Below are 24,334 nucleotides of genomic sequence, written 5' to 3' on the forward strand. Positions count from 1 at the left end.
CACCGTGCCCACCACGCTGTTGGTCACTTGGCTGCGAGGATGCCGTTGACCTGGGACTCAGCGTCAGCCAGCGCCTTGTCGACAGGCTTGCCGTGCAGCGCCTGTTCCACCTGCTTGGCGAACGCGAGCGACACCTGTGGGTAGAGAGGGGTCGCCGGTCGCGCCTTGGCCGTCGGCAGGGCGTCCACGAACGGTTGCAGCTCAGGCAGGTTCGTCTTCACGAAGTCCTTGTAGGTGGAGGAGTCGGCGACCGTCTTGCGCACTGGCAGGAAGCCCGTCTTCTCGCTCCAGGACTCGCTCTGCGCCGGGTCGACGAACCAGGTCAGGAAGGCGCCTGCAGCCTTCTGCTTGTTCTTGTCCGCGGCGAAGACGACGGCTTGTTCGCCACCCATGTTGGTCGCCGGCTTTCCGTTGCTGGGGTATGGAATCTGGGCGACGCCGAAGTCGAACGGGGGCTTGGGCTTCCAGATGCCAGCCATCCACGAACCCTCCTGGGCCGAGGCGGCCTTGCCCTTCTCGAACTCACCCCACTGGGTCAGTGGGCTGTCCTTGGTCTTGACCAGGTCCACCCAGTACTGCAGCGCCTCCTTGCCCGCCTCGGAGTTGAACGCGGCCTTGGTGTTGTCGTCGTTGAGGAACTCACCGCCCGCCTGCCACAAGGACACCTGGAAGTTCCACGTGACGCCCTCACCGTCGGCGCCGGGGGTGGTGAACAGCTCGAACCCGGGCATACCGGTCTTGGCCCGGATCGTCGCTGACGCTGCCTTGAGCTCATCCCACGTCTGCGGGGGCTTGTTGGGGTCGAGCCCGGCCTTGGTGAAGAGCGTCTTGTTGTACATCCACGCCATCGTGTTGGACGAGACCGGCACCGAGACCTGCTTCCCGTCCTGCTGGCCGAACTTGAGCATCTCGGGGTAGATGTCGGACCAGGTGCTCTCGGGCACCAGCGACTTCAGGTCGACAGCCTTGCCGGTCTGGGCCATCCGAGGCACGGTGACCAGGTCGCCGATGACCACGTCGGGCAGGGTGCGCGACTGGGCGGCCGCCTGGAGCTTGGTGAGCAGATCGGCGCCGGGCACGTTGACGAGCTTGATGGTGGTGCCGGCATGAGCACCCTCGTAGGCCTTGGCCATCGCCGCGAAGGTGTCAGCGTTGTTGCCGTCCCAGTAGTGCCAGACGGTCAGCTCGGCCTTGGCCGGGCCGGCGTCGGAGCCGGCGTCGGACGAACCGCCGCACGCGGCGGTGGTTAGTACCGCGATCCCGGCTGCGGCGGCGATCACCGCACGCACAGACTTCGTTGTCATGGATCCTCCATCACGATTAGTAACTCGTGTTACTAGCCGCAAAGAGTGCGCCTGCGGGAGAGGCGTTGTCAAGACCCGGGGGTATGCCGCGTGGTCACCTCGCGGGCGCGGCCACCACGTCGACGGGGTTGCCGTCGGCGTACGCGAGCACCTGGTCCGCGGCTGCGGCATACAGGGTCTCGAGCACGTCGCGCTCGACGTAGCCGAGGTGCGGGGTGGCGGTGACCTGCGGCAGGGCGAGCAGCGGGTCAGAGGCCCCGAGCACCGGCTCGTCGTCGAAGACGTCGATGGCTGCGCGCCCCGGACGCCCGGCCAGCAGGGACGCCTCGAGCGCACCTGGCGCGACCAGAGCGGCGCGAGAAGTGTTGACGAACAACGCATCCGAGCCCATGCGACCAAGATCCTCGGCCGTCACGATGCCCCGGGTCGACTCATTCAGAGGGAGGTGAACCGACAGCACGTCGCTCATGGCGAACAGGGCAGCGCGGTCGGGCGCCACGGCATACCCCTGCTCGCGTGCCTGCTCGAGCGACCCCTCGCGACCCCACACGAGGATGTCCATGCCGAAGGCCGTGCCGTAGCGCGCGAGGAGTCCGCCGATCCGGCCGAGCCCCCAGATGCCCAGCGTGCGACCGGCGAGCCGTCGCCCGACGGTGTGCTGCCACTGACCGGAGCGCAACCGCGCGGCCTCCTCGGGCAGGTTGCGTTGGGCCGCCAGGATGAGCGCCCACGTCAGCTCCGCCGTGGTCACCGGGTCGCTCAGACCGCCGGCGCAGACCGTAACGCCTTGGGCCGCAAGGGCATCGAGGTCGAGGTGCGCGGTGCTGCGACCGGTCTGGGTGACGAGCCGCACTGTGGTGAGGCGTTCGGCCACCTCTCGGGGCACCCGGGTGCGCTGCTGGAGCAGCACCGCAGCGTCGAAGCCGTCGAGCCGCGCGACGAGCTCATCGCCCCGGACCGAGTCGGCAAACGCGACGACCTCGTGACCGGCGAGGCGACGCGCCGCCTGCGTCTGCGCGAAGGCTCCCGCATAGTCGTCCAGGATCGCGATCCGCATGGTGGCAGCCTAGGTGCGGAACGCGAGAGCGGGTTGGGGCCGGTGGGCGCCGCCGTCGTGAGGGAAGCAGCGACGCCCACCGGGATCGTGGTGATCAGCGGGTCTGGATGCTGATCTCATCGAGGGCGAAGGACTGGCCGACGCCGCCTGACTGGCTTGGCGTCTGCACCCGCACCTTCGTGGCACCCGTCCGCTCGACCTTGCCCTGGCCGACCAGCTGGTCGTCGAGGTAGACGGTGTAGGTCGACCCGGTGATGACCGCCTCGAGCGTCATCCACTCACCGACCGGGTAGGACACCGACGTGTCGACCCAGCTCGAGCCGTCGGTGTAGGACACGCCACCGCTCGCGTTGAGGCTGAGGCGCACCACGGGCGCGTTGGCGGCGTCGAGGAGCTGCAGACCCAGCGCGGCGTCGCTGCCGGTGGCACGCAGGCGGCTCACCACACGGACCGTCTCGGGCATCGGTGACGTCGTCCAGACCGCGGCGTTGGTGCCGGTCGCGACGTCGGCGCGCAGTGCCCGCTCACCGGCGACATCCGCGACCACCGGAGGCTTGGTGCCACTGACCGCCCACCCGGTCGGCGGTGCACCGGTCGGCATCGCGTCGAAGGTCTCGGACTGGGTCGTGGTCCATCCCGTCGTGTCACGGAAGGTGATGGGGACGGTCAGCTCGCGCACGGTTGCACCGGCCCGGGTCAGCGTCGCCGTGAGGGTGAGCCGGGCATCGACCAGCTCCGGGCTGATCGTGCCCCTCACCGTGCGGGTCACGCTCTGGCCGGGACGCAGCGCGGGCAGCTGGAGCGTCCTGCTGCTGATCGTCAGACCATCCGACGCCGCGAACGACAGGCGCCAGCGGGGCATGACCGCGCCGCAGTCGTTGCTCACGGTGAAGGTCACCGCGACGTCGCGCTCCTTCGTGGTCATGGACCCCGGCGTGCTCGACAGGTCGGGCACGCACCCGTTCGCGACGGTGCGCGCCAGCCCGGGCCCCTGGTAGGCACCGATGTTGGGCGACTGCGCCGGCGTCGGGTTCCCGAAGTAGTCCGGACCCGTGTAGCCCGTCCCCACACCCGCCGCCAGTGCCGAGCTGCCCTCCTGCAGGCGGTACCCGTCAGCAGTGGGCACCCCTCCGGCCATGAGCAGCACGGGAGCCGTCACGGTGTTGGTTGCCGTCGCCGGTGGCGTGGTGCCGTTGACGGCGTTGTGGTCGACGGTCATGCCGGCCGGGACGGTGAACGGAGCAGAGCCCGCACCCTCCTTGACGATGATGTTGTTGCGGATCGTCAGGTCGATGGTGCGCGTGCCGTCGTACACCTTGGGCGACAAGCCGGAACCGATGTAGATCGTGTTGTTCTCGAGCACGCCGCGCGTCACCGGTCCACCACACCCGTGGAAGATCACGTGCTTGGTGCCGTCGTTGATGCTGATGTTGTTGCGGACGGTCACGTCGCTGCTGCCCGTGCCATCGGGACACATCAGCAGGAAGCCACCGTCGTTGTTGCGAGAGATGTTGCGCTCCACCGTGATCCGGTGGGTGGCGTGGTCGACGTCGTAGCCCTGGCTGTCGAAGGTGCCGAGACCGCGCTCTGCGATGTTCTCGCGCACGACGATGTCGTCGGCGTTGGCCATCCAGATGCCGGCGTTGTTGGACTTCGACCGCCGGTTGAACCCGTCGAGCCGGTTGCCCTCGATCACGCCACCGGCCACGCCCTTCATGACGATGCCGTCGCCACCGATGGACTTCAGCTGGTTGTCACGGAAGGTCATGTTGGTGTGCGGGAACCAGTTGGCGAAGCACATGCTCCCCTTCCAGCGCCCGAGCTCGGGGCGTGCGCACCAGTTGGACCACGTGTAGATGCCCTGCCGGTCGACGTCCTCGATACGGTTTTTCTCGACCACCAGCCCGTCGAAGGCGGTCGGGACCGCGGTGCCCTGCGCCTCGACGATGATGCCGCCGGAGGCGTTGGCGGCCTTGCCCACGAAGCTGCCGATGTTGCCCGGGTCGAGGACCGCGGGCAGCTCGCCCCGCACGTCGTGGATGTAGAGGTCACGGACGACGACGCCCTTCACGGTGCCGGCGTCCTTGCCGTAGACGTAGACGCCGCGGCGCACGGTCTTGTTGTCGCCGGGGGCCGTGAGCTCGAGCTCGGTGAGGTGGAGGTATGCCGTGGCGTCCAGGAGGACGGCGTTGGTCGCGCCGTCCGCGTTGATCACCGCGCGCTTGGTCTGCGGGCCGTAGCCGGCGATGGTGATGGGCGCCTGTGCCGTGCCGTCGCCCTTGGGGGCGAACTGCCCCAGGCACGTCGCGCCCCGGCGGAAGAGCATCGACTCGCCAGGCTGGAGCACCACGGCGTTGGCGGCCTCGATCGAGGTCAGGGGTGACTGGAGGGTGCCGTTGCCCGTGCCGTCCCGTGAGCAGTCGACGTAGTAGGTGCGGGCAGCCGCAGCGGTGTCCTGCGGTGCGGCCGAAGCGGGTGCCGTCGAGGTCGCCGCGATGGCGGCGGTGAGGATGGCTACACCCGCGAAGGGGCGCCATCGACCGGGTGAACTGCCGGATCTGCGGATGTTCTTGCGTAGCAACACGAATCGCTCCTTTGCGATGACTGACGTATTCCGGACTCAGGCCCGCAATCGTCGGCGACGGCGTCAGCGCACGATGTCGTCGGCGTCGAACAGGGCCTGCACCTCCTCCCTGGTGGGCAGGCCCTCCCAGTCGCCGTCGCAGGAGATCGCGACAGCGGCCACGGCGGCACCGAGCCGCAGACAGGCCTCCAGGGCTCCCTCACGACTTGCCTCGGCGAGGTAACCGGCGACGAACGCGTCGCCTGCCCCCACCGGGTCGATCACGGTGACCGGGTATGCCGCCTGCTCCAGTGAGCGGCGCGTGCCGGCTTCGAGGGCGAGCACCCCCTGTGCACCACGCTTGAGCACCACGGTCCCCGCCGTGACGTCGGCCAGCTGACGCAACGCCGCGTCGTCGTCCCGGCTGGGTTGACCCGTGAGCAGCTCGGCCTCGGAACGGGTGGCGAAGACGACGTCGGCACGCTCGGCCAGCCGACGAAGCGGGGCGGCGGCGTCGTGCGCCGACCACAGCCGGGTGCGGTGGTTGACGTCGAAGCTGACCCGGGTGCCTGCCGAGACCGCAGCGTCCACCGCTACGTCGACAGCCTCTGCGGCGGTCCACGACAGCGCCGGTGTGATGCCGGTGACGTGCAGCCACCGGGCCGCCGGGAGGGCGTCCGCCGACACCTGGTCGGCAGAGAGCTGCGACCCGGCGAGACCGGCACGGTAGTAGTGGACCCGCGTGGTCGCTGCGGTGCGTCGCTCCTTGATCATGAGACCCGTTGCGGCAGAGCGGCGTTCGGCCCGTACGTCGACACCTTCGGCTCGTAGGCGCGAGATGACGAGCTCGCCCAGCTCGTCCTCACCCAGCGAGCCGAGCCAGCGCGCGGTGCCGCCCAGGCGGCATACCCCGATCGCCACGGTGCTCTCGGCACCCGCCACGGTGAGGCGTCCCGACGTGGCGGCACGCAACGGACCCACGCGTTCCGGGGCGAGGACTGCCATCGTCTCACCCAGGGTGACCACGTCCAGCGTCATCGCACCGCCTCGCGCCAGGCCCAGGCCCGCGCTGCCAGGGCGTCGAGGTCCCCCGTCTCGAGGGCGTCACCCACCAGCGGTGACCCCACCCCGACAGCGCACGCGCCGGCGCTCAGCCAGCCTGGCGCATCCGTCAGGCCGACCCCGCCGGTGGGGACGAACCGCAGCCCGGGGAACGGGCCGAAGAGCTGCCCGAGCAGTCCCGGCGTGGCCTGGGAGGCTGGGAAGAGCTTGATGTGGCTCGCCCCTGCCTGATGACAGGCCAGGACCTCGGTGGCCGTGAAAGCCCCTGGGAGAGAGACGATCCCGCGATCGACGGCAACCTGCACGACATCGAGGCAGGTGGCTGGTGACACGAGGAACTGCGCACCGGCCGCGACGGCGTCACGGGCCTGGGCGGCAGTGAGCACCGTGCCGGCCCCGACGAATGCCCTGTCGCCGAGCCGCTCACGAGCCGAAGCGATCGCCTCGAGCGCACCAGGCGTGGTCAGTGGGAGCTCGAGCACGTCGATGCCCTGCTCGACCAAGGTCGCCACAGCGTCCACCAGGTGCGTCGGTGCAGAAGCCCGCAGGATCGCGACCACATGCGTGCGCTCGATCGCCGCCGAGACGGCATCCACGAGGGGAGCAGTCATGGGCTCGGGCGTCATCGCGGGTCCTCCAGGCCAGCGGCGCGCAGCTCACCGCTGAAGTGGCAGGCAGCGTGGTGCACACCGGGGGCGAGCTCCGGCTGCTGCGTGGCACAGATGGTGCGCTCGGCGTTGACCATCGGACCGATGGGGCACCGCGTGTGGAATCGGCAGCCGGCGGGCGGGTTGAGCGGGCTCGGCACATCGCCCTGCAGCAGGATCCTCGACCGCGAACGCTCGACGACCGGGTCCGGCTCGGGCACGGCGCTGAGCAGCGCGGCCGTGTAGGGGTGCAGAGGGTTCGCCACGACATCGGCAGCAGGGCCGAGCTCGACGACCCGGCCGAGGTACATCACCGCGATGCGGTGCGACAGGTGCCGCACAGTCGCGAGGTCGTGGCTGATGAAGAGGTAGGCGAGCCCCAGCTCACGCTGCAGTCGTTGCAGCAGACCGACGATCTGCGCCTGCAGCGACACGTCGAGGGCGGCGACGGCCTCATCGCACACCAGCAGGCGCGGCTCCACCGCGAGCGCCCGCGCGATGACGACCCGCTGTCGTTGGCCGCCGGAGAACTCGTGCGGCAGGCGGGGAGCCACCGCGGGGTCGAGGCCCACCAGCTCGAGCAGCTCGGCGACCCGGGTGCGGGCGGCCGCGCCGGTGGCGATGCCGTGGATCTCCAGGGGCTCGCGGATGGCGTCGCCGATCGTCATGCGCGGGTTGAGCGACGACATCGGGTCCTGGAAGACGAGCTGCACGTTGCGCCGGAACCAGTCCCGGTCACTGCGACTCGCGTGGGTGAGGTCGCGCCCGTCGAACTCGATGCGCCCACGGGTGACGTCGTGGATGCCCATGATGAGCTTGCCGAGGGTCGACTTGCCGCAGCCGGACTCACCGACCACGCCGACGGTTTCCCCGGGCGCGATGTCGATCGTCACCCCTTCGACGGCATTGACCACGTGCCGCTCGCGCCGCAGCAGGCCACGTCCCCTGGACGCGAACTCCTTGCTGACGTCCGTCACGGACAACAGTGCCTTGGCATCGGACGACGAACTGTCTTGCGCGGCGGCGGGTTCCGCGTCGACAGCCGTCGACTCATCTGCCTCCGCAGGTCGTGGCTGCGGCGCCAGGACTCCGGTCTCGGCGGACCGCCAGCACGACCAGGCGCGGCCGTCAGCGGCGCTGACGGGTGGCGCCTCGTCGTGGCACCGCTGGTCGGCATGCGCGCACCTCGAGGCGAACGCGCAGCCCGCGATGGGCTCCACGAGACCCGGCGGGCGGCCGGGGATCGGCAACAGAGGTGCGTCGCGGTCGGCCTCGAGCCGGGGCGTCGCGGCGAGCAACGCCTGCGTGTAGGGGTGACGCGGTGCGGCGAAGATCTCCTCGGTCGGTCCCGACTCGACGACCCGGCCGGCATACATGACGGCGACCTTGGAGCAGACTCGCACCACGACGCCAAGGTTGTGGGTGATGAGGATGATGCCGGTGCCGAGGTCGCGGTTGAGCTCGGCCAGCAGGTCGAGGATCTGCGCCTGGATCGTCACGTCCAGGGCCGTGGTCGGCTCGTCGGCGATGATGATGTCGGGGTCGTTGGCCAGCGCCATCGCGATCATGACGCGCTGCCGCATGCCGCCGGAGTAGGTGTGCGGGTAGTCGTCGAGCCGCGCCTGCGGGTCCGGGATGCCCACTTGCTGCAGCAGGTCGAGGGCGCGCGCCTGCGCCTGGGCCCCGGAGAACTTCCCGTGGCTCAGCATCGCCTCGACCAGCTGGTCCTTGATCCGCATGATCGGGTCGAGCGAGGACATCGGGTCCTGGAACACCATCGACATCCCGCTGCCACGCACCGTGCGCAACTGGTCCTCGTCCATGCCCAGCAGGTCCTGACCGCGGAACCGCACCTCGCCCCCGACGACCTTGCCGGGCCGACGGACCATGCGCAGCAACGACATCGCCGTCACCGACTTGCCCGACCCCGACTCACCGACGATGCCCAACGTCTCGCCCGGCAGCAGGTCGAAGCTCACCCCGTCGACGGCGCGCAGCGTCCCCCGCGGGGTCTGGAAGTGGGTCCGCAGGCTCGTGACCTCGAGCAGCGGCATGCTCTCGTCGACGGGCTCGGCCACGGTGGGCTCGGCGGACAGTGAGGGGGTCATGGTCATCGGTTCTCCGGCAGTTGGGTGAGCAGTCCGCCGTCGACCGGGATGCTGGCCCCGGTGACGTAGGCGGAGTCGTCGCCCAGCAGGAACCGCACGACGGTGGAGACGTCGCGCGGCTCGGCAAGGCGACCGAGGGGGTAGGAGCGGACCACGCGGTCACGCTGCGCCGGGTCGGACCAGACGTGTTCGTTGCGTTCGACGCGGACGAAGCCGGGGTCGACCTCGTTGACCCGGATGCCGAGCGGTCCGAGCTCGAGCGCAGCGGCGCGGACGAGACCGGTCAGGCCGGCCTTGGCCACGGCATACGCCGAGAAGCCCGGCATGGTCGCCCGTGCGTGCACCGACCCGACCAGCACGGCGGAGCGCGCGCCGGGCCACGTGGCGAAGGCGCGCAGCAGGTTCGCTGCGGCCCCGACGCTGACCTCGAAGGTGCGGCCCCAGCCGTCGCGCGTGCCGTCGGTGAAGGCCGCGCGCTCCTCGGTGAACGCGGCGTAGACCAGACGGGTCGTGCCGGGCTCGGTAGCGGTGACCAGCTCACCCACCCGGGCGGCGGTGTCGTCAGCCGTGACGTCGGCGACGAGCGCGGAGCGTCGCCCGCCGGCGGACGCGAACTCCTCGACCGCGGCCTCGACGTCGACCGCGACGACGGCACAGCCGAGCGCGGACAGGTCGGTGGCGATGGCCCGGCCGATCCCGCGCGCGGCGCCCGCGACCACGACGGTGTCGGGCAGGACGAGGGTGATCTGGCTGTCGGTCACGGGGTGCTCCTCACGCTCGGCGCCGGCCAGTCGGCCGTGGCCACGAGCCTTCCACGCGTGCCGATCTGCGCCACGAAGACGCGTCCCGTGAGCGGATCCACCTCGCCTGCGCTCACACGGGGGCCCCGGCCGGTCGTGACGAACAGCTGGTCGAGGTCGGGTCCGCCGAAGGCACACGCGGTGACACCCGCGACGGGCACCTCGAGGTCACCGACTGCGGTGCCGTCGGGCCGATAGCGGCGCACCACGCCACCTCCGTGCAGGCACACCCACACGTGGTCGGCGGCGTCGATGGCGATGCCGTCCGGCACGCCGTCGCCCTCGGGCACGTCGACGACGACCGTCGGCTCCCCGACGGTCCCCGACTCGAGATCGTGGGGGTATGCCGTGAGCGTGCGTGCGCGGGTGTCGACCAGCCACAGCGTGGCGCCGTCGGCGCTCCACGCGATCCCGTTGGCCAGGCCCACATCGGCCACGAGCAACCGGCGACCGGACCGGGGGTCGACCGACCACAGGTCGCCGAGGCCCGGGTCGGCAGCCGTCCAGGCCATCGTGCCCACGACGACTCGGCCACGCGGGTCGACGCCACTGTCGTTGCACCGCCCGCCCGGCCGGGCCAACGCTTCGGAGACCGCGAGGACCTCACCGTCACTCACGGCATAGAGGCGGTCCCCGATCGTGGCGAGGTGTCCCCACGTCGTCGGCGTGACGGAGGTGGCCGGGTCAACCGTGTCGATCGTCGTGGTGACTCCGGTCGTGGGGTCGGTCGAGTGGATTGCGTTGCCCCACAGGTCAACCCACACCAACCGCTGACGGGCTGCGTCCCACCTGGGGCTCTCCCCCAGGTGCGCCCGCACCTCTCCGACGACTTCGAAGCTCATCGGCGCAGCAGCTTCTTGGTCAGCCCCTCGGCCACCAGCTGGAAGCTCACGACGAGGAGGGTCACCACGACCATCGGCCCCACGGCATACGCCGGGTTCTGGTCGAGGAAGGCGATGCTCGTGCGCAGCAGCGAACCGAGCGAGGGCTCTGGAGGCGTGATGCCGATGCCGGCAAAGCTCATGGCGCCCTCGATGAACACCGCCATCGACAGCGACAGTGCAACCTGGACGATCAGCCCGTCGAGGACATTGGGCAGGATGTGCCGGAAGGTCACCCGCGTCGGTGAGACGCCGAGCACCCGGGCGGCCACCACATAGTCCCGATTGCGTTGCCCAAGAACGGCATTGCGCGCGATGCGTCCGAAGATCGGGATGTTGACCAGGGCCACGGTGAGGACCACCGCCGGCAGCCCCGGGCCCATGATCGAGGCGACGGTGACACCCATGATGAGGGCGGTGAAGGCGAGCAGGACGTCGAAGGTGCGCTGCATGATCGCGTCGGCCCACCGGTTCACCCCACCGAGGAGCCCGAGGAGGGTGCCGACGACGGCACCCACGGGCACGGCCAGCAGGGCGACGACGGCGTCCTGGCGCAGGCCGTAGAGCACCCGCGAGAAGAGGTCGCGACCGAACTCGTCGGTGCCGAGGAGATGGTCAGCACTCGGCCCGGTGAGGGACTGCGCGCTCTGGCCGAGCGGGTCGTGCGGCGCGAGCAACGGCGCGAGCACCCCAGCCAGCAGGAGGAATCCGGCGAGGGCCAGCCCGGTGAGGGCCTGGGCTCCGAGGCCGCGCAGGCGGGCGGCCCGGGCGGGGCGGGCCAGGCCCGCGTCTGGGGAGGTGCGCACGAGAGCGGTGGACATCAGAGGGTCTCCCGGATCCGCGGGTCGATGAGCGCGTGGACGATGTCGGTGAGGAGCTGGATCACCACGAACACCGTCACCGCGAGCAGCAGCAGGTCCTGCACCAGCAGGTAGTCGCGGTTGAGGACGCCCTGCAGCAGCAGCTGACCCACACCCGGCCACGCGAAGATGGCCTCGACGACGATCGCACCACCGAGCATCTGACCGACCTGGATGCCGAACACCGTCACCACCGGCGGGAGCGAGTTGGGCAGGACGTGCCGCATCGTGTTGCGGCGCTTGGAAAGTCCCTTGGCCACCCCGGTCTGGATGAAGTCCTCGTCGAGCGTCGAGCGCATCGCCGCCGCAAGGAACCGCGCCACCACCGCGGCTGCCGGCAGGGCCAGGCAGATCGCCGGCATGAGGAGGTACTGCAGGGCCAGGTCCGGGGCGCTCCAGAAGCCGCCGGGGTACTGCCCGCTCGCCGGGAGGATCCGCAGGGTCACCGCGAAGACGAGGACGAGGAGCACCCCGCTGACGTAGGTGGGAACCGCGAAGGCAAGCGAGGTGAGGGCGTCGACGACCGAGCGGAGCCACCGGTTGCCGGTGGTGGCCAGGATGACCCCGGCGGCCCCGCCGGCCACCGCCGCGATGACGCACGCAGCGGCGGTGAGGGTCAGCGTGCCCGCGGCGCCGGTGGCGATGAGCTGCGCGATCGGCGCGCCGAGGACGTAGCTGCGACCGAGGTCACCCGTGAGCAGCCCGGAGATCCAGGTGAGGTACTGGCTCACGATCCCCTGGTCCAGACCCAGCTGGCGCCGCACCGCCTCGATGGTCTCTGCGGACGCGTCCGGTCCGGCGACCAGGACCGCGGGGTCACCGGGGGCCAGTCGCAGCACGAAGAAGATGACGACCGAGGAGATGAGGAGCACGAGCAGCGCTGAGGGCGCTCGACGCAGGAGGTAGGACCACATGGCTGGCTTCTCCACGCGCGACTCAGGCGATGCCCGCGTCGTCGAGGTTGAGGTAGTCGTACATGGAGTAGGCGATGCCCTTGACCTGGTTGGAGATCGTGAAGGTGTGCGAGCTGACCACGAGGTCGACGATGAACTGCTGGTCGAGGAGGAAGGCGTTCATCTCGTCCTGCACGGACTTCTGGCCGGCCTCGTCGGTCGTGGTCCAGAGCTTCTCGGCGAGCGCCTTGTAGTCGGCGTTGTCGAAGCTCGCGGCGTTCTTGTCTGCGTTGAAGGGGAACGAGCCCTTGACCAGCGTGGCCGGGGCGAGCTGCCCGAACCCGTGGTTGTTGACGAACAGGCCGGTGAGCCCGCCGCCGGTGAGCTTGGCCTGGAAGTCCGGTCCCTGCAGCGGCGTGGTCGTCGCGGCGAGGCCGGCGGCCTTGAGGTCGAAGGTCACGATCTCGGCGATCGCGGCGTTGGTCGCCAGGCCCGCGTTGTAGTTGACCTGCACGGGCGCGCCGGCGACCCCGGCCTGCTCGAAGAGCGCCTTGGCCTTGGCCACGTCGTACGAGTAGGTGCCCGCGAGCGCCTTGTCGTAGGCCGGTGAGGTGGGCGACCACGGCAGCGAGCTGGTCTGCCCGATCTCGCCGAGCACCTGGGTGAGGATGCGCTCTCGGTTGATGGCCCACGCGACTCCCTGCCGCGCCCGCTTGTCGGTGAACGGCGCCGCGGCGGCATTCGTGCCGACGTAGAACGCGGAGTCCTGCGGGTCAGCGCGCACGACCTCGAAGCGGGAGTCGCCCTTGATGCTGGCGGCGTCGAGCGGGGCGAGGTCGACGGCCAGGTGCGCCTGCCCGCCACGCAGTGAGGACAGCATGGACTGCGACTGCCGCACGATGGCGATCTCGACACCGTCGAGGAGGGGACGCGAGTCCTTCCAGTACTTCTCGTGGCGCCCCAGCGTGAGCTTGGAGCCGGGTGCGTAGCTGGCCACGGCAAAGGGGCCGGTGCCGACGAAGGTGCCGCTCGGGATCTTGGCGGCGGTGTCCTTGTCGAGGATCAGCAGCAGCTCGAAGAGGTCCCACACGTTCGACATGCTCTTGCCGAAGGTGATGGCGATGGTGCGCTCGTCCTTGGCCTGCACGTCGGTGATCTGCTTGGCGACGTGCTTGAGCTGGCTCGCGACCTCCTCACGGCGGATGTAGTCGAGGGTGAACGCCACGTCGGCGGAGGTGAACGCGCGTCCGCTGTGGAAGGTGACGCCGTCGCGCAGCCGGAACTCGAGGTTCTTGCTGTCGGGCGAGAGTGTCCACGACTCGGCGAGCGACGGCTTGGGCTCGAGGGTCTTGTGGTCGAGCTCGATGAGGGTGTTGTAGACGAGGCGCAGGAACGACAGGTTGACGTTGTTCTGGGCCAGGACGCTGGTGGGGGCGATGTCGGCGCCCTGCACGATGCGCAGGGTGCCGCCTCGCTTCGCCGTGGCTGTGCCGCTGCTGGCCTGGCCCTGGGTGTCGACTGCCGAGCGACACCCCGCCAGGAGGTATGCCGTGCCGATGCCTGCACCGGCCAGCAGTGCTCGGCGGCTGAACGGGGCCGTGGTGAGGGGGTTGGCCATGGTGACTCCTAGAGGGGGCAGGACCAGACGAGCTGGACGGAGGGGTGGTCGGTGTCGAGGTCGGCGCCGAGACCGGGTGCGTCGGGCAGGTGCAGGTAGCCGTCCTCGACGCGTTCGGCACCGCGCAGGACCTCAGCACGCCACGGCACCTCGCCGTGGGCGTACTCGAGGAGACCGGGTCGGACGGCAGTGCTGAGCAGGTGGGCCCCGGCGAGGGTCGCGACGGGCCCTGAGGGGTTGTGGGGGGAGATGAGCAGCTCGGGGTATGCCGCCGCGATGCCGGCGGCGCGGGTGACGCCGCCTGCGTGCTTGACGTCGGGCATGAGTACGTCGAGAACCGTTGCGGTGGCGGCGGATTCGGCCTCCGCGGCGTGGAAGATCATCTCGCCGCCGGCGACCTTGGCCGGCATCCGGTCACGCAGCTCGCGGAGGCGGTCGACCGCGTCGACGGGCACGACGTCCTCGACCCAGGCCACACCGGCGTCCTCGACGCACGGAAGCACTGACTCGACCTCCTGCCACGTCAACCGCTCGTGGAAGTCGGCGAAGAGCTCGACCCCGTCGGGAAGCGCGGCCGAGGCCGCTCGCAGACGAGCCACTCCCACGTCGGCCAGCGGCAGTGAGGCGTCGGGGACGTCGAACGGGGCGCACTTCACGGCGCGGAAGCCCTGCGCGGCGGCGTCGGCCGCGGAAGCGGCGACGGCCTCCGGAGCCCGGGATCCCGGCATACGGTTGATATTGGCGTACAACGGGATTGGGCCTTGGGGACGTCCGCCGAGCCACTCCCACAGGGGGATGCCCTTGTGCCGCGCAGCGAGGTCACTGAGGGCTTGCTCGAGCCCGCCGAGCACGGTGGCGGCGGTGTGCGCCCGTGCGGCGTGCAGCTCCCCGACTCGGGCAGCAAGCCCGCTGACCACGAGTTCGCGTTCACCCAGGACGTCGCGCCCACGCACCGCGTCGGCAGCCCTGACCACCTCGTCGAGCACGGCTGCAGCCGTACCGGCGTCCGAGCACTCGCCGAGGCCGGTGCCGGCGGGCGTGTGCAGCTCAATGAACCACCACGTCGTGCGCGGCGAGACCGCGACGCGGTACAGGTTCAGGCGATGGTCAGACATCGTTGTCCTCGGGGTGGGTTTCTTTCCATCGGAAATATTCCATGCGTGCAACGACGACGCAAGTACCTCAGCGAAAAAGTCCGACCCGTGGACGCAGGGTCTACGGCGGGTCAGGCCGAGCCGAGCGCCCCGAGCGCGCCGAGCGGGTCCTGGTAGAAGGCAGCGAGCGCGACGGCCGCCGGCGCCCGGGTCAGCGCGTGCTCGCCCAGCGCGGTGAGGTGGACCAGCCGCGACACGATGTCCGCACGCTCGAGGCGCTCGGCGGCACCCTTGTGGAGATCGATGAGGTGCTGCTCCTGAGCCACGTGCCCCGACACGACCACCGTGTCCGGGTCGTAGAGGTTGGCCAGGAGACCGACCGCACGCCCGACCTGAACCGCCCGGCGGCGCAGCAACCGGTCGGCACCGCGGTCGCCGGACCGCCACAGCTCGAGCAGGTCCTCGATCTGACCGGACTCGCCGATCAGCCCGTCACGGCGAGCCTGTTCGGCGACGGCCAGGTCGGTGGCGAGCACTCCGAAGCAGTCCGACCGACCGCACCGGCAGCGCACCGGGCCGGGTGCACCGACGGGGAGGTGGTCGACGAGCCCCGCCGCCTGGTGCGAGCCACGCTGGATGACACCCCGGTGGCTGGCCGCACTTCCCACGAAGTTTCCGACGAACACCTGCACGCTGTCGTCCACACCACGGCTCGTTCCGAAGCGCGACTCGGCCGAGGCGAGGGCACGGACGGTGCTGTCGACATGGGTCGCATAACGCCGCTGGGCCAGCAGCGGACGCAGGTCGACGTCGACCCAGCCGATGTCCGGGTTGGCGACCACCACCTGGCGGCGCGAGTCGACCCACCCGGCGGTGGACAGGCCTGCCGCCACGACGTGGCGGCGCCCTGCCACCCTCTCCAACCGGTCCAGCAGGGCAGCGACTCCGTCGAGCACCGGACCCGGCTTGGTCGAGCCGTGAGCCACCGTCTCCTCGTGCACGATGGTGCCGCCCAGGTCGGCGAGTGCCCCGACCAACCACCGCAGGCCGATGTGGATCCCGATCACCCGGTAGGGCTCGTCCGACGGCCGCAGCGGCACCCGAGGTCGCCCGCCCACCGAGCTGGTCGTGGGCGCACCTTCGCGCACGACGCCTTGCGACAGCAGGTGGCTCACGATCTTCGTCACGGCCCCGGCGCTCAGGCCCGTGACCTCGACGAGGTCCGACCGACTCACGCCCGGCTCGTCGAACACCGCCCGCGCGACCAGCCCAGCGTTGTCCCGTCGCAGGTTCGCGACTCCCGCGCTAGGCACGGTGTGCGCCTCCACCCATGGACGCGGGCGCCGTGCCGGAGGCGGAGTTCGGGCGGATCACGGCATGAGGATGCCTCACCGACCTCGTCCTGTCACGGAGCGGGCGGCGCCATCCGTGTGGTCGACGGCATCCGTGCCGTCCTCACCCGGAGTCGACCAGGGCTCGCGCAGGTGCAGCGCCCACCACAGCAGCCCCAGGGCGAAGATCGACCCGAAGGTGTCGGCGTTCTGCAGCACACGACCGAACCATCGCGGCCACTCGGGGTGGTTCAGCCAGGTGATGCCCCACCACGGCATACGGCACAGGAAGAACACGGTGATGAAGCCGGCGGCCCACAGCCGTCGGCGGTCGCGCAGCGGGTCGACCCCGAGGATCGCGAAGACCACCACGACCATCCAGTGCAGGTGGTGGATCCACGCGACCGGCGACAGCAGGACCGCCATGAGCCCGACCGCCGCCACCTCGCTGATCGAGTCACCGGCACGGTAGGCCCGGCGCGCGAGCCGGTAGCCGAAGAAGCCGACGACGGCGACGATGGCCAGCCACAGCACGGTGCCGGCGGCGCCGTCGGGGCCGACCCGCAGGAGGAAGCCGCGGATGGACTGGTTCGACGTGCCGGCGTTCGGCCCCAGCCGAGTCGGGTCCTGCAGCGCACCGCCCCAGAACGCGAACGACGCCTCCGGCAGCAGCACCCACGCGCCCACCGTCACCACGACCGCCGTGAGAACCGCCGTGACGGCCTCGCGGTACCGCTTGGTCACGATGTAGTGGATGACGAACACACCAGGGGTCAGCTTGATCGACATGGCCAGGCCGACGAGGACACCGGCGGGCACGTGCCGCAGCACACCCGGCCGCGGGCGGCGCAGGTCCATGAGGCATGCCAGCACCATGAACGCATTGACCTGACCGAACCGGATGCCGTCCGATACCGGGTGCAGCCAGATCATCGGCACGGTCAGCAGCGCCAACGTGATGGGCGCCCAGGCGCCCGTGCGATGGATGAGGCGCCACCCGGCATACCAGACGATCGCTGTCGTGGCCGCGATCTGGGCGAACGTCCACAGCCAGCCGACCACGCCAAACGGCAAGAACGCCAACGGAATCGCGACGACGGCCGCGAACGGTGGGTAGGTGAACGGCAACAGCTGCGGCGCCTCGGTCATCGCCGAGTAGACCGGGCGACCGGTGAGGATCGACACCCCCGCCTCGCGGTAGACCTCGACGTCGACCTGCCACTGGTCGATCGGCCAGAAGACGAGGTAGCGCAGCACCGGGATGCTCGCGCCCGCGAGCACGATCGCCGCCCCGAGCGCCCACCTCGCGGCGGGCGACCAGGTGGCGATGCGGCGCAGGGCGGTCACGCCTGCATTCTGTCGTGCCACCCGCCCCGTAGCCTGTAGGGGTGACCCGCCGCGCCCTCGTCCTGCTCGTCGGCCTGCTAGCGCTGGTGGGCACGACGCTCGGGATGGGTGCCCCGCGCTCCGCCGCGGCCTCGGCCGACACCCCCACACCGGTCATCCTCGTCGGCACCGGCGGCCTCACCTGGACCGACGTCAACAGCAAGGACACCCCGTCCCTGTGGTCGTTGCTGCGCGACGGCTCGACTGCGGCCCTGTCGGTGCGTTCGGTCTACCCGAACACCTGCCCCATCGACGGGTGGCTCGGCCTGTCGGCGGGCAACCGCGCCGCCGCACCGGGCCAGGGCAAGGCTTCCGGCCGCTCGACCACCGACCCGTGCCCGGCCATCCCGGCCGTCGAGAGCGGCGTGGTGCCGGGCTGGGACCGGTTCGTCAAGGCCACGGAGGCGCTGCGGTTCGACAGCACCCTCGGCACCCTCGGCGACACCCTCGCCACCAACGATGAGTGCATCCAGGCCGTCGGGCCGGGCGGCGGGGTCGGCGCGGCTTACGGGAGTGGGGCCGTGCCCCGGTATGCCGCGTACGACGCCAAGCAGCTCACCGGCCTCGTCTCGAGGTGCCGGGTCACCCTCGTGGACGTCGGTGCCCTGCGTGACCCCGCGGACATCCCCCGGGGCGAGCGGGTGGACATCCCCGGCTCGCGCGCCGAGCAGGTCAAGGCGATCGACGCCCGCATCGGTGAGGTGCTGGCCGCGGCGCCGAGCGGCTCGGACGTCATCGTCGCCAGCCTGTCCGACGCCGGTTCCAGCGAACGGCTGCGGCTCGTCGCAGCCAAGGGGCCGCACTACGGTTCGGGCACCCTCTACTCCCCCTCGACGCGTCAGCCGGCGCTGGTGCAGGCCGCCGACCTCACCACCACGGTCCTCTCGCTCGCCGGCATGAAGAAGCCCGTGGGGCTCGGCGGCGCGGTCCTCGAGCGCGGGGACGAGGGGTCCAACTCCCCCGACGCGGCGCAGGACAGGCTGCAGCACCTCGTCGACCTCGACGACGCCAGCCACGACGTCCACGCCCTGGTGCCACCGTTCTTCAGCTGGCTGGTCTACGCCCAGCTGGCCATCTACCTGTTCGCCGCGGTGGTGTGGCGGCGCGACTTCGGGTCGACCGACCTGCGACTGCGCCTGCTGCGGATCACGCGGCGGGTGGCCGTGGTCGCCGCGTCGGTTCCGGCCTCGACCTTCCTCGCAAACCTCATCCCGTGGTGGCGCTTCCCCGTGCCGATGCTGGCGGTCGTGGCGTCCGTCGGGGTCTTCGTCGCGATCATCTCGATGCTCGCGCTGCTCGGCCCGTGGGCACGCCGGGTGACCGGCCCGCTCACCGTCGTCTCACTCGCCACGGTGCTGGTGCTGGGGCTCGACGTGATGTTCGGGTCGCGGCTGCAGATCTCCTCGCTCATGGGGCTGCAGCCGGTCGTCGGTGGCCGGTTCTACGGCATGGGCAACGTGACCTTCGCGCTCTTCGCCACCGGTGCGCTGCTGCTCGCGATCTCGGTGTCGAGCCACTTCGTGCGCAAGGGCCAGCGCACGGCGGCGGCCGTGGCGGCCGGGACGATCGGGCTCGTCGCGGTGTTCGTCGACGGCTACCCCGGCTGGGGAGCCGACGGCGGTGGGCCGCCCGCGCTGCTGCCCGGGCTCGCCTACCTCGTGCTGGCCATCCTCGGCATCAAGATCACCTGGAAGCGGGCCGCGATCATCCTCGGGGGCACCGCCGCCCTCTTCCTGCTCGTGGGCTTCCTCGACTCGCTCCGCGCGCCCGAGAAGCAGTCGCACCTGGGGAGGTTCTTCGAGGCGCTGCTCGGCAACAACGGCTCGGCCTCGGACATCGTCATCCGCAAGTTCCAGCAGAACATGGACATCCTGTTCGGCAACTACCGGCTCACGCTGCTCGTGCCGATCGCGCTCGTCTTCGTCATCTACATCCTGGCCCGCCCGACGTCGTGGGGGTCGCGAGCGCTGCAGCGGTCGTACGATGCCGTCCCCACCCTGCGTCCCGGCCTCATCGCGCTGCTCATCACCATGACGATCGGCTTTGCGATCAACGACTCCGGCGTCGCGATCCCCGCCAACGGTGCGGTCATCGCGGTCCCCCTCATCATCGCCGTGGCGGTCAGGGTGCTGGAGGACGAGGCGAAGACGGGCGCCTCGACCCGCGCACTGCGGCGAGGGTGAGCCACGCCCACACTGCCAGCACGGCATACGGCACCGGCACCCGACGCACCCACAGCGTGACGCGCTCGACCGCCGGAGTCATCGTCTCCACCCGACCCGGCACATAGGCGACCGTCACGGCGAACAGGTGCAGCAGCATCGCACGGTCGAGGACGCTCGCGGCGAGGACCGGGAGCAGCGCCCACGACGTGAGGACATACCAGGGCAGTGAGTATGCCGCCGCGAGGGCGTAGGCAGTGGCGAGGACGAACGTCCACCGGGCGCTGGCGCCGACGACGGTCGCCGGCGCGAGCCGCTGCGTCAGCCGGGTGAGGACGACCACGAGCACCAGCGCCACGAGGATCGACAGGGCGGCCACGAGGTTGCGCGCGCTCGACGCACTCATCGGTCCGGCCAGCGCCTGGAACAGCGGCCGCCACGGCGTCGCGAACGAGATCGAGCGCCGCGCACGGTCGAGCTGGTCGAAGACGTGGGACCCGGCCCACCAGAGCAGGGCCCCCGCGGTCACCAGCGCCACACCGACGAACTGCGTTGCCCGCCAGGCGAACCCACGTCGTTCCTGTGACCACCACGCCGCCAGCACCCCCACGAGCACGACACCCGCGGTGATCTTGGTCGACACGGTCAGCCCGGCAAACAGGCCGGCGACCCACGCGCTGCGGGGCGCCGCCCAGATCGTGAGCACCACAAGCGCCGCCACGAGGATGTCGACGTGCGCGCCGAACAGCCCGACACCGAGGATGAGGGGGTTGGCGGTCCACAGCGCCCGGACCCGCGTCGCGGGGGCGCCCGCGGAGACGAGCAACGCCGGCACCGCCCCCCAGGCGAGGATCACGACGAGCAACCAGGCCCAGACCGTGTCGTGCAGGTTGTCGCCACCGAACCACGACGCCACCATCTGGAGCAGCGTGGCGAAGGGCCCGTAGACACTCGGCGTCCCGTCCCACGGTGGCCGCACTGCCGAGATGACGGCATCGGCGCCGGGCCACGCATTGGGTGGGGTCAGGTAGGGGTCGCCGCCGAGCGCGGCGATCCGCCCATACGCCGCGTAGTTGGTGTGGTCGGCCGAACCGAACGGCCCCACCGACCAGAGGGCCAGCACGGCGAGGTAGGTGAGTCCGAGCCTCAGCCACCACGGCATTCCACGCGTCGAGAGCCTCGGCAACCCGAGATGCAGGTGCAGGAGGACGCCGGCCGCGCCGAGGCCGTAGGCGGCCCACAGCATCCCGGTGACCAGAGCCGGTCCCGGCGCCCATGACGACAACAGCCCGGTCGGGGCCCATTCACTCCGTCCCAGTCCCGGCTTGGCCGCGCTCTCTCCGGCCGTGCCGACAGCGACCAGCAGCAGGGTCGACACCGCGAGGAACGCAAAGGCGAGCACGCGCCCGGGCGTCCACGGCACGTCCTCCGGCGTCCGCACGGACGCCAGCCACGTGCGGAGCCGGGCCGCCACGAACGCGACCGCCTACCGCAGCCGGCGCCGCGCCCGGCGCTGGGTGAGGGCGAGCGCGACATCGCGGTACTGCTTGGCGCGGTGCACCTGGCCGCGCCAGTCCGAGCCGCTCACCCGGTGGTGCAGCTCGCAGGGCACCTCCTCGACCTGCATCCCGGCGAGCAGCACGTCGACGGTCAGCCCGACCTCGACGCCCCACCCCCGCGCGAGCGGGCTCGCCGCGTCGAACGCCTCACGCGTCAGGCAGCGCATGCCCGACAACGGCTGCTTGGCGACGAACCCCGTGAGGTCCTCAATTCCCTTGCGCGCCAACCGAACCACGAACCCGTGCCCGCCCCCCGTGGTCTTCTGCGGTGGCAGGGTCGCGATCGTCATGTCGACGCGCCCCTGCGCGACCGGCGGCACGAGGACGCCGACGTTTGCGGCCGATCCCTCGAGGTCGGCGTCGACGAAGAGCAACGGCCGGCGGGCCGCGCTGCCGCCGACCCGACCCTCGACGTCCTCCTGCCGGGCGACGTAGCCCGCGCCGGTCGTCATCGCCGCGGCCTTTCCGCGGTTGCGGGCATGCCGCACCACCTCCGCGCCGGCCTCGCGCGCCAGCTCGGCGGTCGCGTCCGAGCTGCCGTCGTCGACGACCACGACCAGGTCGACACCGGGTATGCCGCGCACCGCGGTGACCGTCGCGGCGATGCGGTCGGCCTCGTCCTTGGCCGGGATGATCGCGGCGACTGCGGCGGGAGTGGCGGGTGCCATGTCAGGAGCGGCCGCTCAGCGCAGGGTGACCTGGCGGCTGAGGAGGCCCGACCTGGCCCGGCGCTCGTCGGCGGTGAGGGGCGTGTCCGCGGCGAGCGCCGCGGCATACCGCGCCATGAAGCCCGTGAGGGCGTCCTCGTAGTCGCCGGCCTCCTTCTCGGGGTCGAGGTCCCAGACAGGGACGAGCAGGCCGCTGGCGCGGAAGGCGCCGAGCAGTCGCGTGCCCTCGCCGACGGAGTCCTCGCCGGCGGCGTGCAGCCGGGCAAGCGCGTCGGTGGCGGCGTCCTCGTCGTCGGGCAGGACGAGCCGGATGTGGGTGCGTTCGCCGATGCGGCACCAGTAGGCCGAGTCGACGCCGTTCATCTTGACGGTCGGGATGACGGACTCGTTGGCTCGGTCGAGCGAGGCCTGGGCGTCCTCGTCGAGGTCGGTGTCACCGACCCAGAACTCGAAGCCCTCGTGCACGGTCACCTCGAACGGCGCGCTGGTGTCGAGGAGGTCCTGCAGCCGCGGGGTCTCGGCGGTCGAGCCCGGCGTCTGCTGGATCGGCACGCCCTCGTCGGCGCTCGCGGCCGCCAGCAGTGACGTGGCGAGGTCGCGAGAGGCGTCACCACTCACCGAGCCGGACTGGGTCGAGAACAGCACGGCACCGTCGGCGCGGTGCAGACCGGGCCAGGCCATCGGCAGCACGGTCGCGACGGTCACCTCGTCCGGCGCGCCCTCGGGGGCTTTGCCCTTCGCGAACCGCACCGTGGCGGTCGCGGCCGGCAGGATCTCGCGCAGCGCAACCCAGTCGGTCTCGTTCGGCAGCCCCTCGAAGGGCCGTGCGACGAACGGAGCCGGCTCGACCCGCGCCGGACGCGAGCCCTGGTCTGCGCCCTTGCGGCGCCGTGATGCCTTACCCATGCGGCAAACCCTAGTGGCCGCGCGCCTGCCGGCGGCTCAGTGGCTGCGGCGCCGCGACGGGCCGCCGAGCGAGGCCCACACGGTCGAGCCGTTGCGGTCCTCGGTGACGCCCCACTCGTGGGCGAGGCTGCGCACGATCCGCAGACCGCGGCCCGACGAGGCCCAGATGGTGCGGGGCGCGGGGCGCGGGGTGGTCTCGCTGCCGCCGTCGGTGACCTCGACCTCGACCACGCCCGCCTTGACCTTCCAGTGGATGCGCAGCATGCCGTCGGTGAGCGGGGTGGCGTGCCGGATGGCGTTGGAAACCAGCTCGGAGGTGACGATCTCGGCCTCGTCGATGACGGTCGTCGAGACGTCGCGCTCCTCGAGGTCCTCGACGAGGCTGCGGCGAACCTGGGCCACGGACGAGGCGCTCCAGGGCACCCGGATGGTGCGGGCGGTGTCCCGGCCCCTGCCGGTCTGGCTGACGATCGCGGCTGCACGACGCGTGGGCGTGCTCCGCACTGGGCGCTGGGAGTGTGCCGTCATACCGTGCTCGGTCCCCTCGGTGGACTGGTCACGCGGAGACTATCGGGCGCTGCGCACGGCGTCGAGCACGTCCCGGGGACGGTTGCTGATGATGGCGTCCACGCCGAGCTCCAGGCACAGGTCGACGTCTTCGGGTCGGTCGACGGTCCAGGCGAAGACCTGGTGGCCGCGGGAGTGCTGTCGCTCGACGATCCGCGGGTGCCGGCGCAGCAGCCGCACATCGACCCCGGCGGTGTGGACGCCCTTGGGCAGCGAGCCGTCGCGGAACCGCAGCGGCATCGAGTCCTCGACGAGGTAGACGGTCGGTACGTCCGGGCACAGCTGACGCATCCGCTGCACCGCGAGCTGGCTGAACGACATCATCCGCACCCAGTGCTTCCCCGGCTCCGGCGGACCGGCCAGCCCGAAGTCGGCCAGCACCTTGGCGAGCTGGCGCTCCACCAGCCCGGCATACCTCGTCGGGTGCTTGGTCTCGATGGCGAGGCCGATGGGACGCTTCGTCTCGAGCACCGTGGTGAGCAGCGCGCGCAGGGTGAGCAGCTGTCCGCGGTTGCGGTCGGGCACCTCGTCGTCGTCCTCGTGCGCGGCCTTCCACGAACCCCAGTCGAGGCCCTCCAGCTCGGCCAGCTCGAGGGTGGAGACGATGCCGCGGCCGTTGCTCGTGCGGTTGACGCGCCGGTCGTGCACGCAGACGAGGTGCCCGTCGGCGGTGAGCCGCACGTCGCACTCGAGCCCGTCGGCACCCTCCTCGATCGCGCGCTGGTACGCCTTGAGCGTGTGCTCCGGCTCGGCCTGGCTCGAGCCGCGGTGGGCGATGACGAGAGGGGTATGCCGCGTGGCGGCAGAGTGCGCGGGTGCACCGTCGTCGAGCACGCGTCCCATGCTTGCACACCGGCCGTGGCAGGGT

General features: G+C 71.0%; 20 protein-coding genes. 1 reads left to right on the top strand and 19 read right to left on the bottom strand.

All coding sequences use genetic code 11. The features are described from left to right. Positions 1 to 23: 23 nt before the first annotated feature. From HJG52_RS15570 to HJG52_RS15635, 14 genes are all read right to left on the bottom strand, one after another. Positions 24 to 1,304: an ABC transporter substrate-binding protein gene (locus HJG52_RS15570; RefSeq protein WP_171244514.1), complete on the bottom strand. Its 1,281-nt coding sequence runs from the start codon at positions 1,302 to 1,304 to the stop codon at positions 24 to 26. A gap of 94 nt (positions 1,305 to 1,398) precedes the next feature. Next, positions 1,399 to 2,361, bottom strand: a complete 963-nt coding sequence (locus tag HJG52_RS15575; protein WP_171244515.1) for a D-2-hydroxyacid dehydrogenase family protein — start codon at positions 2,359 to 2,361, stop codon at positions 1,399 to 1,401. Between the two features lie 94 nt (positions 2,362 to 2,455). After that, a complete protein-coding gene (locus HJG52_RS15580; protein WP_171244516.1) occupies positions 2,456 to 4,945 on the bottom strand; it encodes a right-handed parallel beta-helix repeat-containing protein in 2,490 nt (829 codons plus the stop codon). A 63-nt stretch (positions 4,946 to 5,008) separates the two neighbouring features. Beyond that, a complete protein-coding gene (locus HJG52_RS15585) occupies positions 5,009 to 5,962 on the bottom strand; it encodes a sugar kinase (protein ID WP_171244517.1) in 954 nt (317 codons plus the stop codon). After that, positions 5,959 to 6,612 (bottom strand): bifunctional 4-hydroxy-2-oxoglutarate aldolase/2-dehydro-3-deoxy-phosphogluconate aldolase, encoded by a 654-nt coding sequence (locus HJG52_RS15590; protein ID WP_206070882.1) that lies wholly within the window; start codon positions 6,610 to 6,612, stop codon positions 5,959 to 5,961. The genes HJG52_RS15585 and HJG52_RS15590 overlap by 4 nt, the downstream gene beginning before the upstream one ends. Beyond that, positions 6,609 to 8,741 carry an ABC transporter ATP-binding protein gene (locus tag HJG52_RS21365; RefSeq protein ID WP_277352165.1) on the bottom strand — a complete coding sequence of 711 codons (2,133 nt, stop codon included), beginning with the start codon at positions 8,739 to 8,741 and terminating at the stop codon, positions 6,609 to 6,611. Before HJG52_RS21365 ends, HJG52_RS15590 begins: the two co-directional genes overlap by 4 nt. A gap of 2 nt (positions 8,742 to 8,743) precedes the next feature. After that, positions 8,744 to 9,502: an SDR family oxidoreductase gene (locus HJG52_RS15600; RefSeq protein ID WP_171244518.1), complete on the bottom strand. Its 759-nt coding sequence runs from the start codon at positions 9,500 to 9,502 to the stop codon at positions 8,744 to 8,746. Next, the gene (locus tag HJG52_RS15605) at positions 9,499 to 10,383 is read right to left on the bottom strand and encodes an SMP-30/gluconolactonase/LRE family protein (RefSeq protein WP_171244519.1); all 885 of its coding nucleotides are present in this window, start codon (positions 10,381 to 10,383) and stop codon (positions 9,499 to 9,501) included. The genes HJG52_RS15600 and HJG52_RS15605 overlap by 4 nt, the downstream gene beginning before the upstream one ends. Beyond that, a complete protein-coding gene (locus HJG52_RS15610) occupies positions 10,380 to 11,243 on the bottom strand; it encodes an ABC transporter permease (protein ID WP_171244520.1) in 864 nt (287 codons plus the stop codon). The genes HJG52_RS15605 and HJG52_RS15610 overlap by 4 nt, the downstream gene beginning before the upstream one ends. Next, positions 11,243 to 12,196 carry an ABC transporter permease gene (locus tag HJG52_RS15615; RefSeq protein WP_171244521.1) on the bottom strand — a complete coding sequence of 318 codons (954 nt, stop codon included), beginning with the start codon at positions 12,194 to 12,196 and terminating at the stop codon, positions 11,243 to 11,245. The genes HJG52_RS15610 and HJG52_RS15615 overlap by 1 nt, the downstream gene beginning before the upstream one ends. A 22-nt stretch (positions 12,197 to 12,218) precedes the next feature. Continuing rightward, positions 12,219 to 13,793 carry an ABC transporter substrate-binding protein gene (locus HJG52_RS15620; protein WP_171244522.1) on the bottom strand — a complete coding sequence of 525 codons (1,575 nt, stop codon included), beginning with the start codon at positions 13,791 to 13,793 and terminating at the stop codon, positions 12,219 to 12,221. Positions 13,794 to 13,801: 8 nt separating this feature from the next. Then, on the bottom strand, positions 13,802 to 14,908 hold the full coding sequence (locus HJG52_RS15625; RefSeq protein WP_171244523.1) for an enolase C-terminal domain-like protein: 1,107 nt from the start codon (positions 14,906 to 14,908) through the stop codon (positions 13,802 to 13,804). A 110-nt stretch (positions 14,909 to 15,018) separates the two neighbouring features. Next, positions 15,019 to 16,200 (bottom strand): ROK family protein, encoded by a 1,182-nt coding sequence (locus tag HJG52_RS15630; RefSeq protein ID WP_171244524.1) that lies wholly within the window; start codon positions 16,198 to 16,200, stop codon positions 15,019 to 15,021. A gap of 75 nt (positions 16,201 to 16,275) precedes the next feature. Beyond that, positions 16,276 to 17,565 carry a glycosyltransferase 87 family protein gene (locus tag HJG52_RS15635; RefSeq protein WP_346767774.1) on the bottom strand — a complete coding sequence of 430 codons (1,290 nt, stop codon included), beginning with the start codon at positions 17,563 to 17,565 and terminating at the stop codon, positions 16,276 to 16,278. A gap of 41 nt (positions 17,566 to 17,606) precedes the next feature. Here HJG52_RS15635 and HJG52_RS15640 point away from each other — a divergent pair, with 41 nt between their 5' ends. Further along, complete coding sequence (locus tag HJG52_RS15640) at positions 17,607 to 19,787, top strand: hypothetical protein (RefSeq protein ID WP_346767775.1); 2,181 nt, start codon at positions 17,607 to 17,609, stop codon at positions 19,785 to 19,787. Here the strand turns inward: HJG52_RS15640 and HJG52_RS15645 are convergent. The 5 genes from HJG52_RS15645 to HJG52_RS15665 form a co-directional block, all read right to left on the bottom strand. Further along, complete coding sequence (locus tag HJG52_RS15645) at positions 19,726 to 21,240, bottom strand: MptA/MptB family glycosyltransferase (protein ID WP_171244525.1); 1,515 nt, start codon at positions 21,238 to 21,240, stop codon at positions 19,726 to 19,728. The genes HJG52_RS15640 and HJG52_RS15645 overlap by 62 nt on opposite strands. Positions 21,241 to 21,252: 12 nt before the next feature. Beyond that, positions 21,253 to 21,993 (bottom strand): glycosyltransferase, encoded by a 741-nt coding sequence (locus HJG52_RS15650; RefSeq protein WP_171244526.1) that lies wholly within the window; start codon positions 21,991 to 21,993, stop codon positions 21,253 to 21,255. 15 nt (positions 21,994 to 22,008) lie between these two features. Continuing rightward, the gene (locus HJG52_RS15655; protein ID WP_171244527.1) at positions 22,009 to 22,899 is read right to left on the bottom strand and encodes a DUF5926 family protein; all 891 of its coding nucleotides are present in this window, start codon (positions 22,897 to 22,899) and stop codon (positions 22,009 to 22,011) included. A gap of 36 nt (positions 22,900 to 22,935) precedes the next feature. Further along, entirely contained in the window at positions 22,936 to 23,403 is a 468-nt protein-coding gene (locus HJG52_RS15660; protein WP_346767776.1) for an ATP-binding protein, read from the bottom strand. 63 nt (positions 23,404 to 23,466) lie between these two features. Continuing rightward, positions 23,467 to 24,300, bottom strand: a complete 834-nt coding sequence (locus HJG52_RS15665) for a glycerophosphodiester phosphodiesterase (RefSeq protein WP_346767777.1) — start codon at positions 24,298 to 24,300, stop codon at positions 23,467 to 23,469. Between the last annotated feature and the right edge of the window lie 34 nt (positions 24,301 to 24,334).

The organism is Knoellia koreensis (assembly GCF_013041615.1).
GTDB lineage: Bacteria > Actinomycetota > Actinomycetes > Actinomycetales > Dermatophilaceae > Pedococcus > Pedococcus koreensis.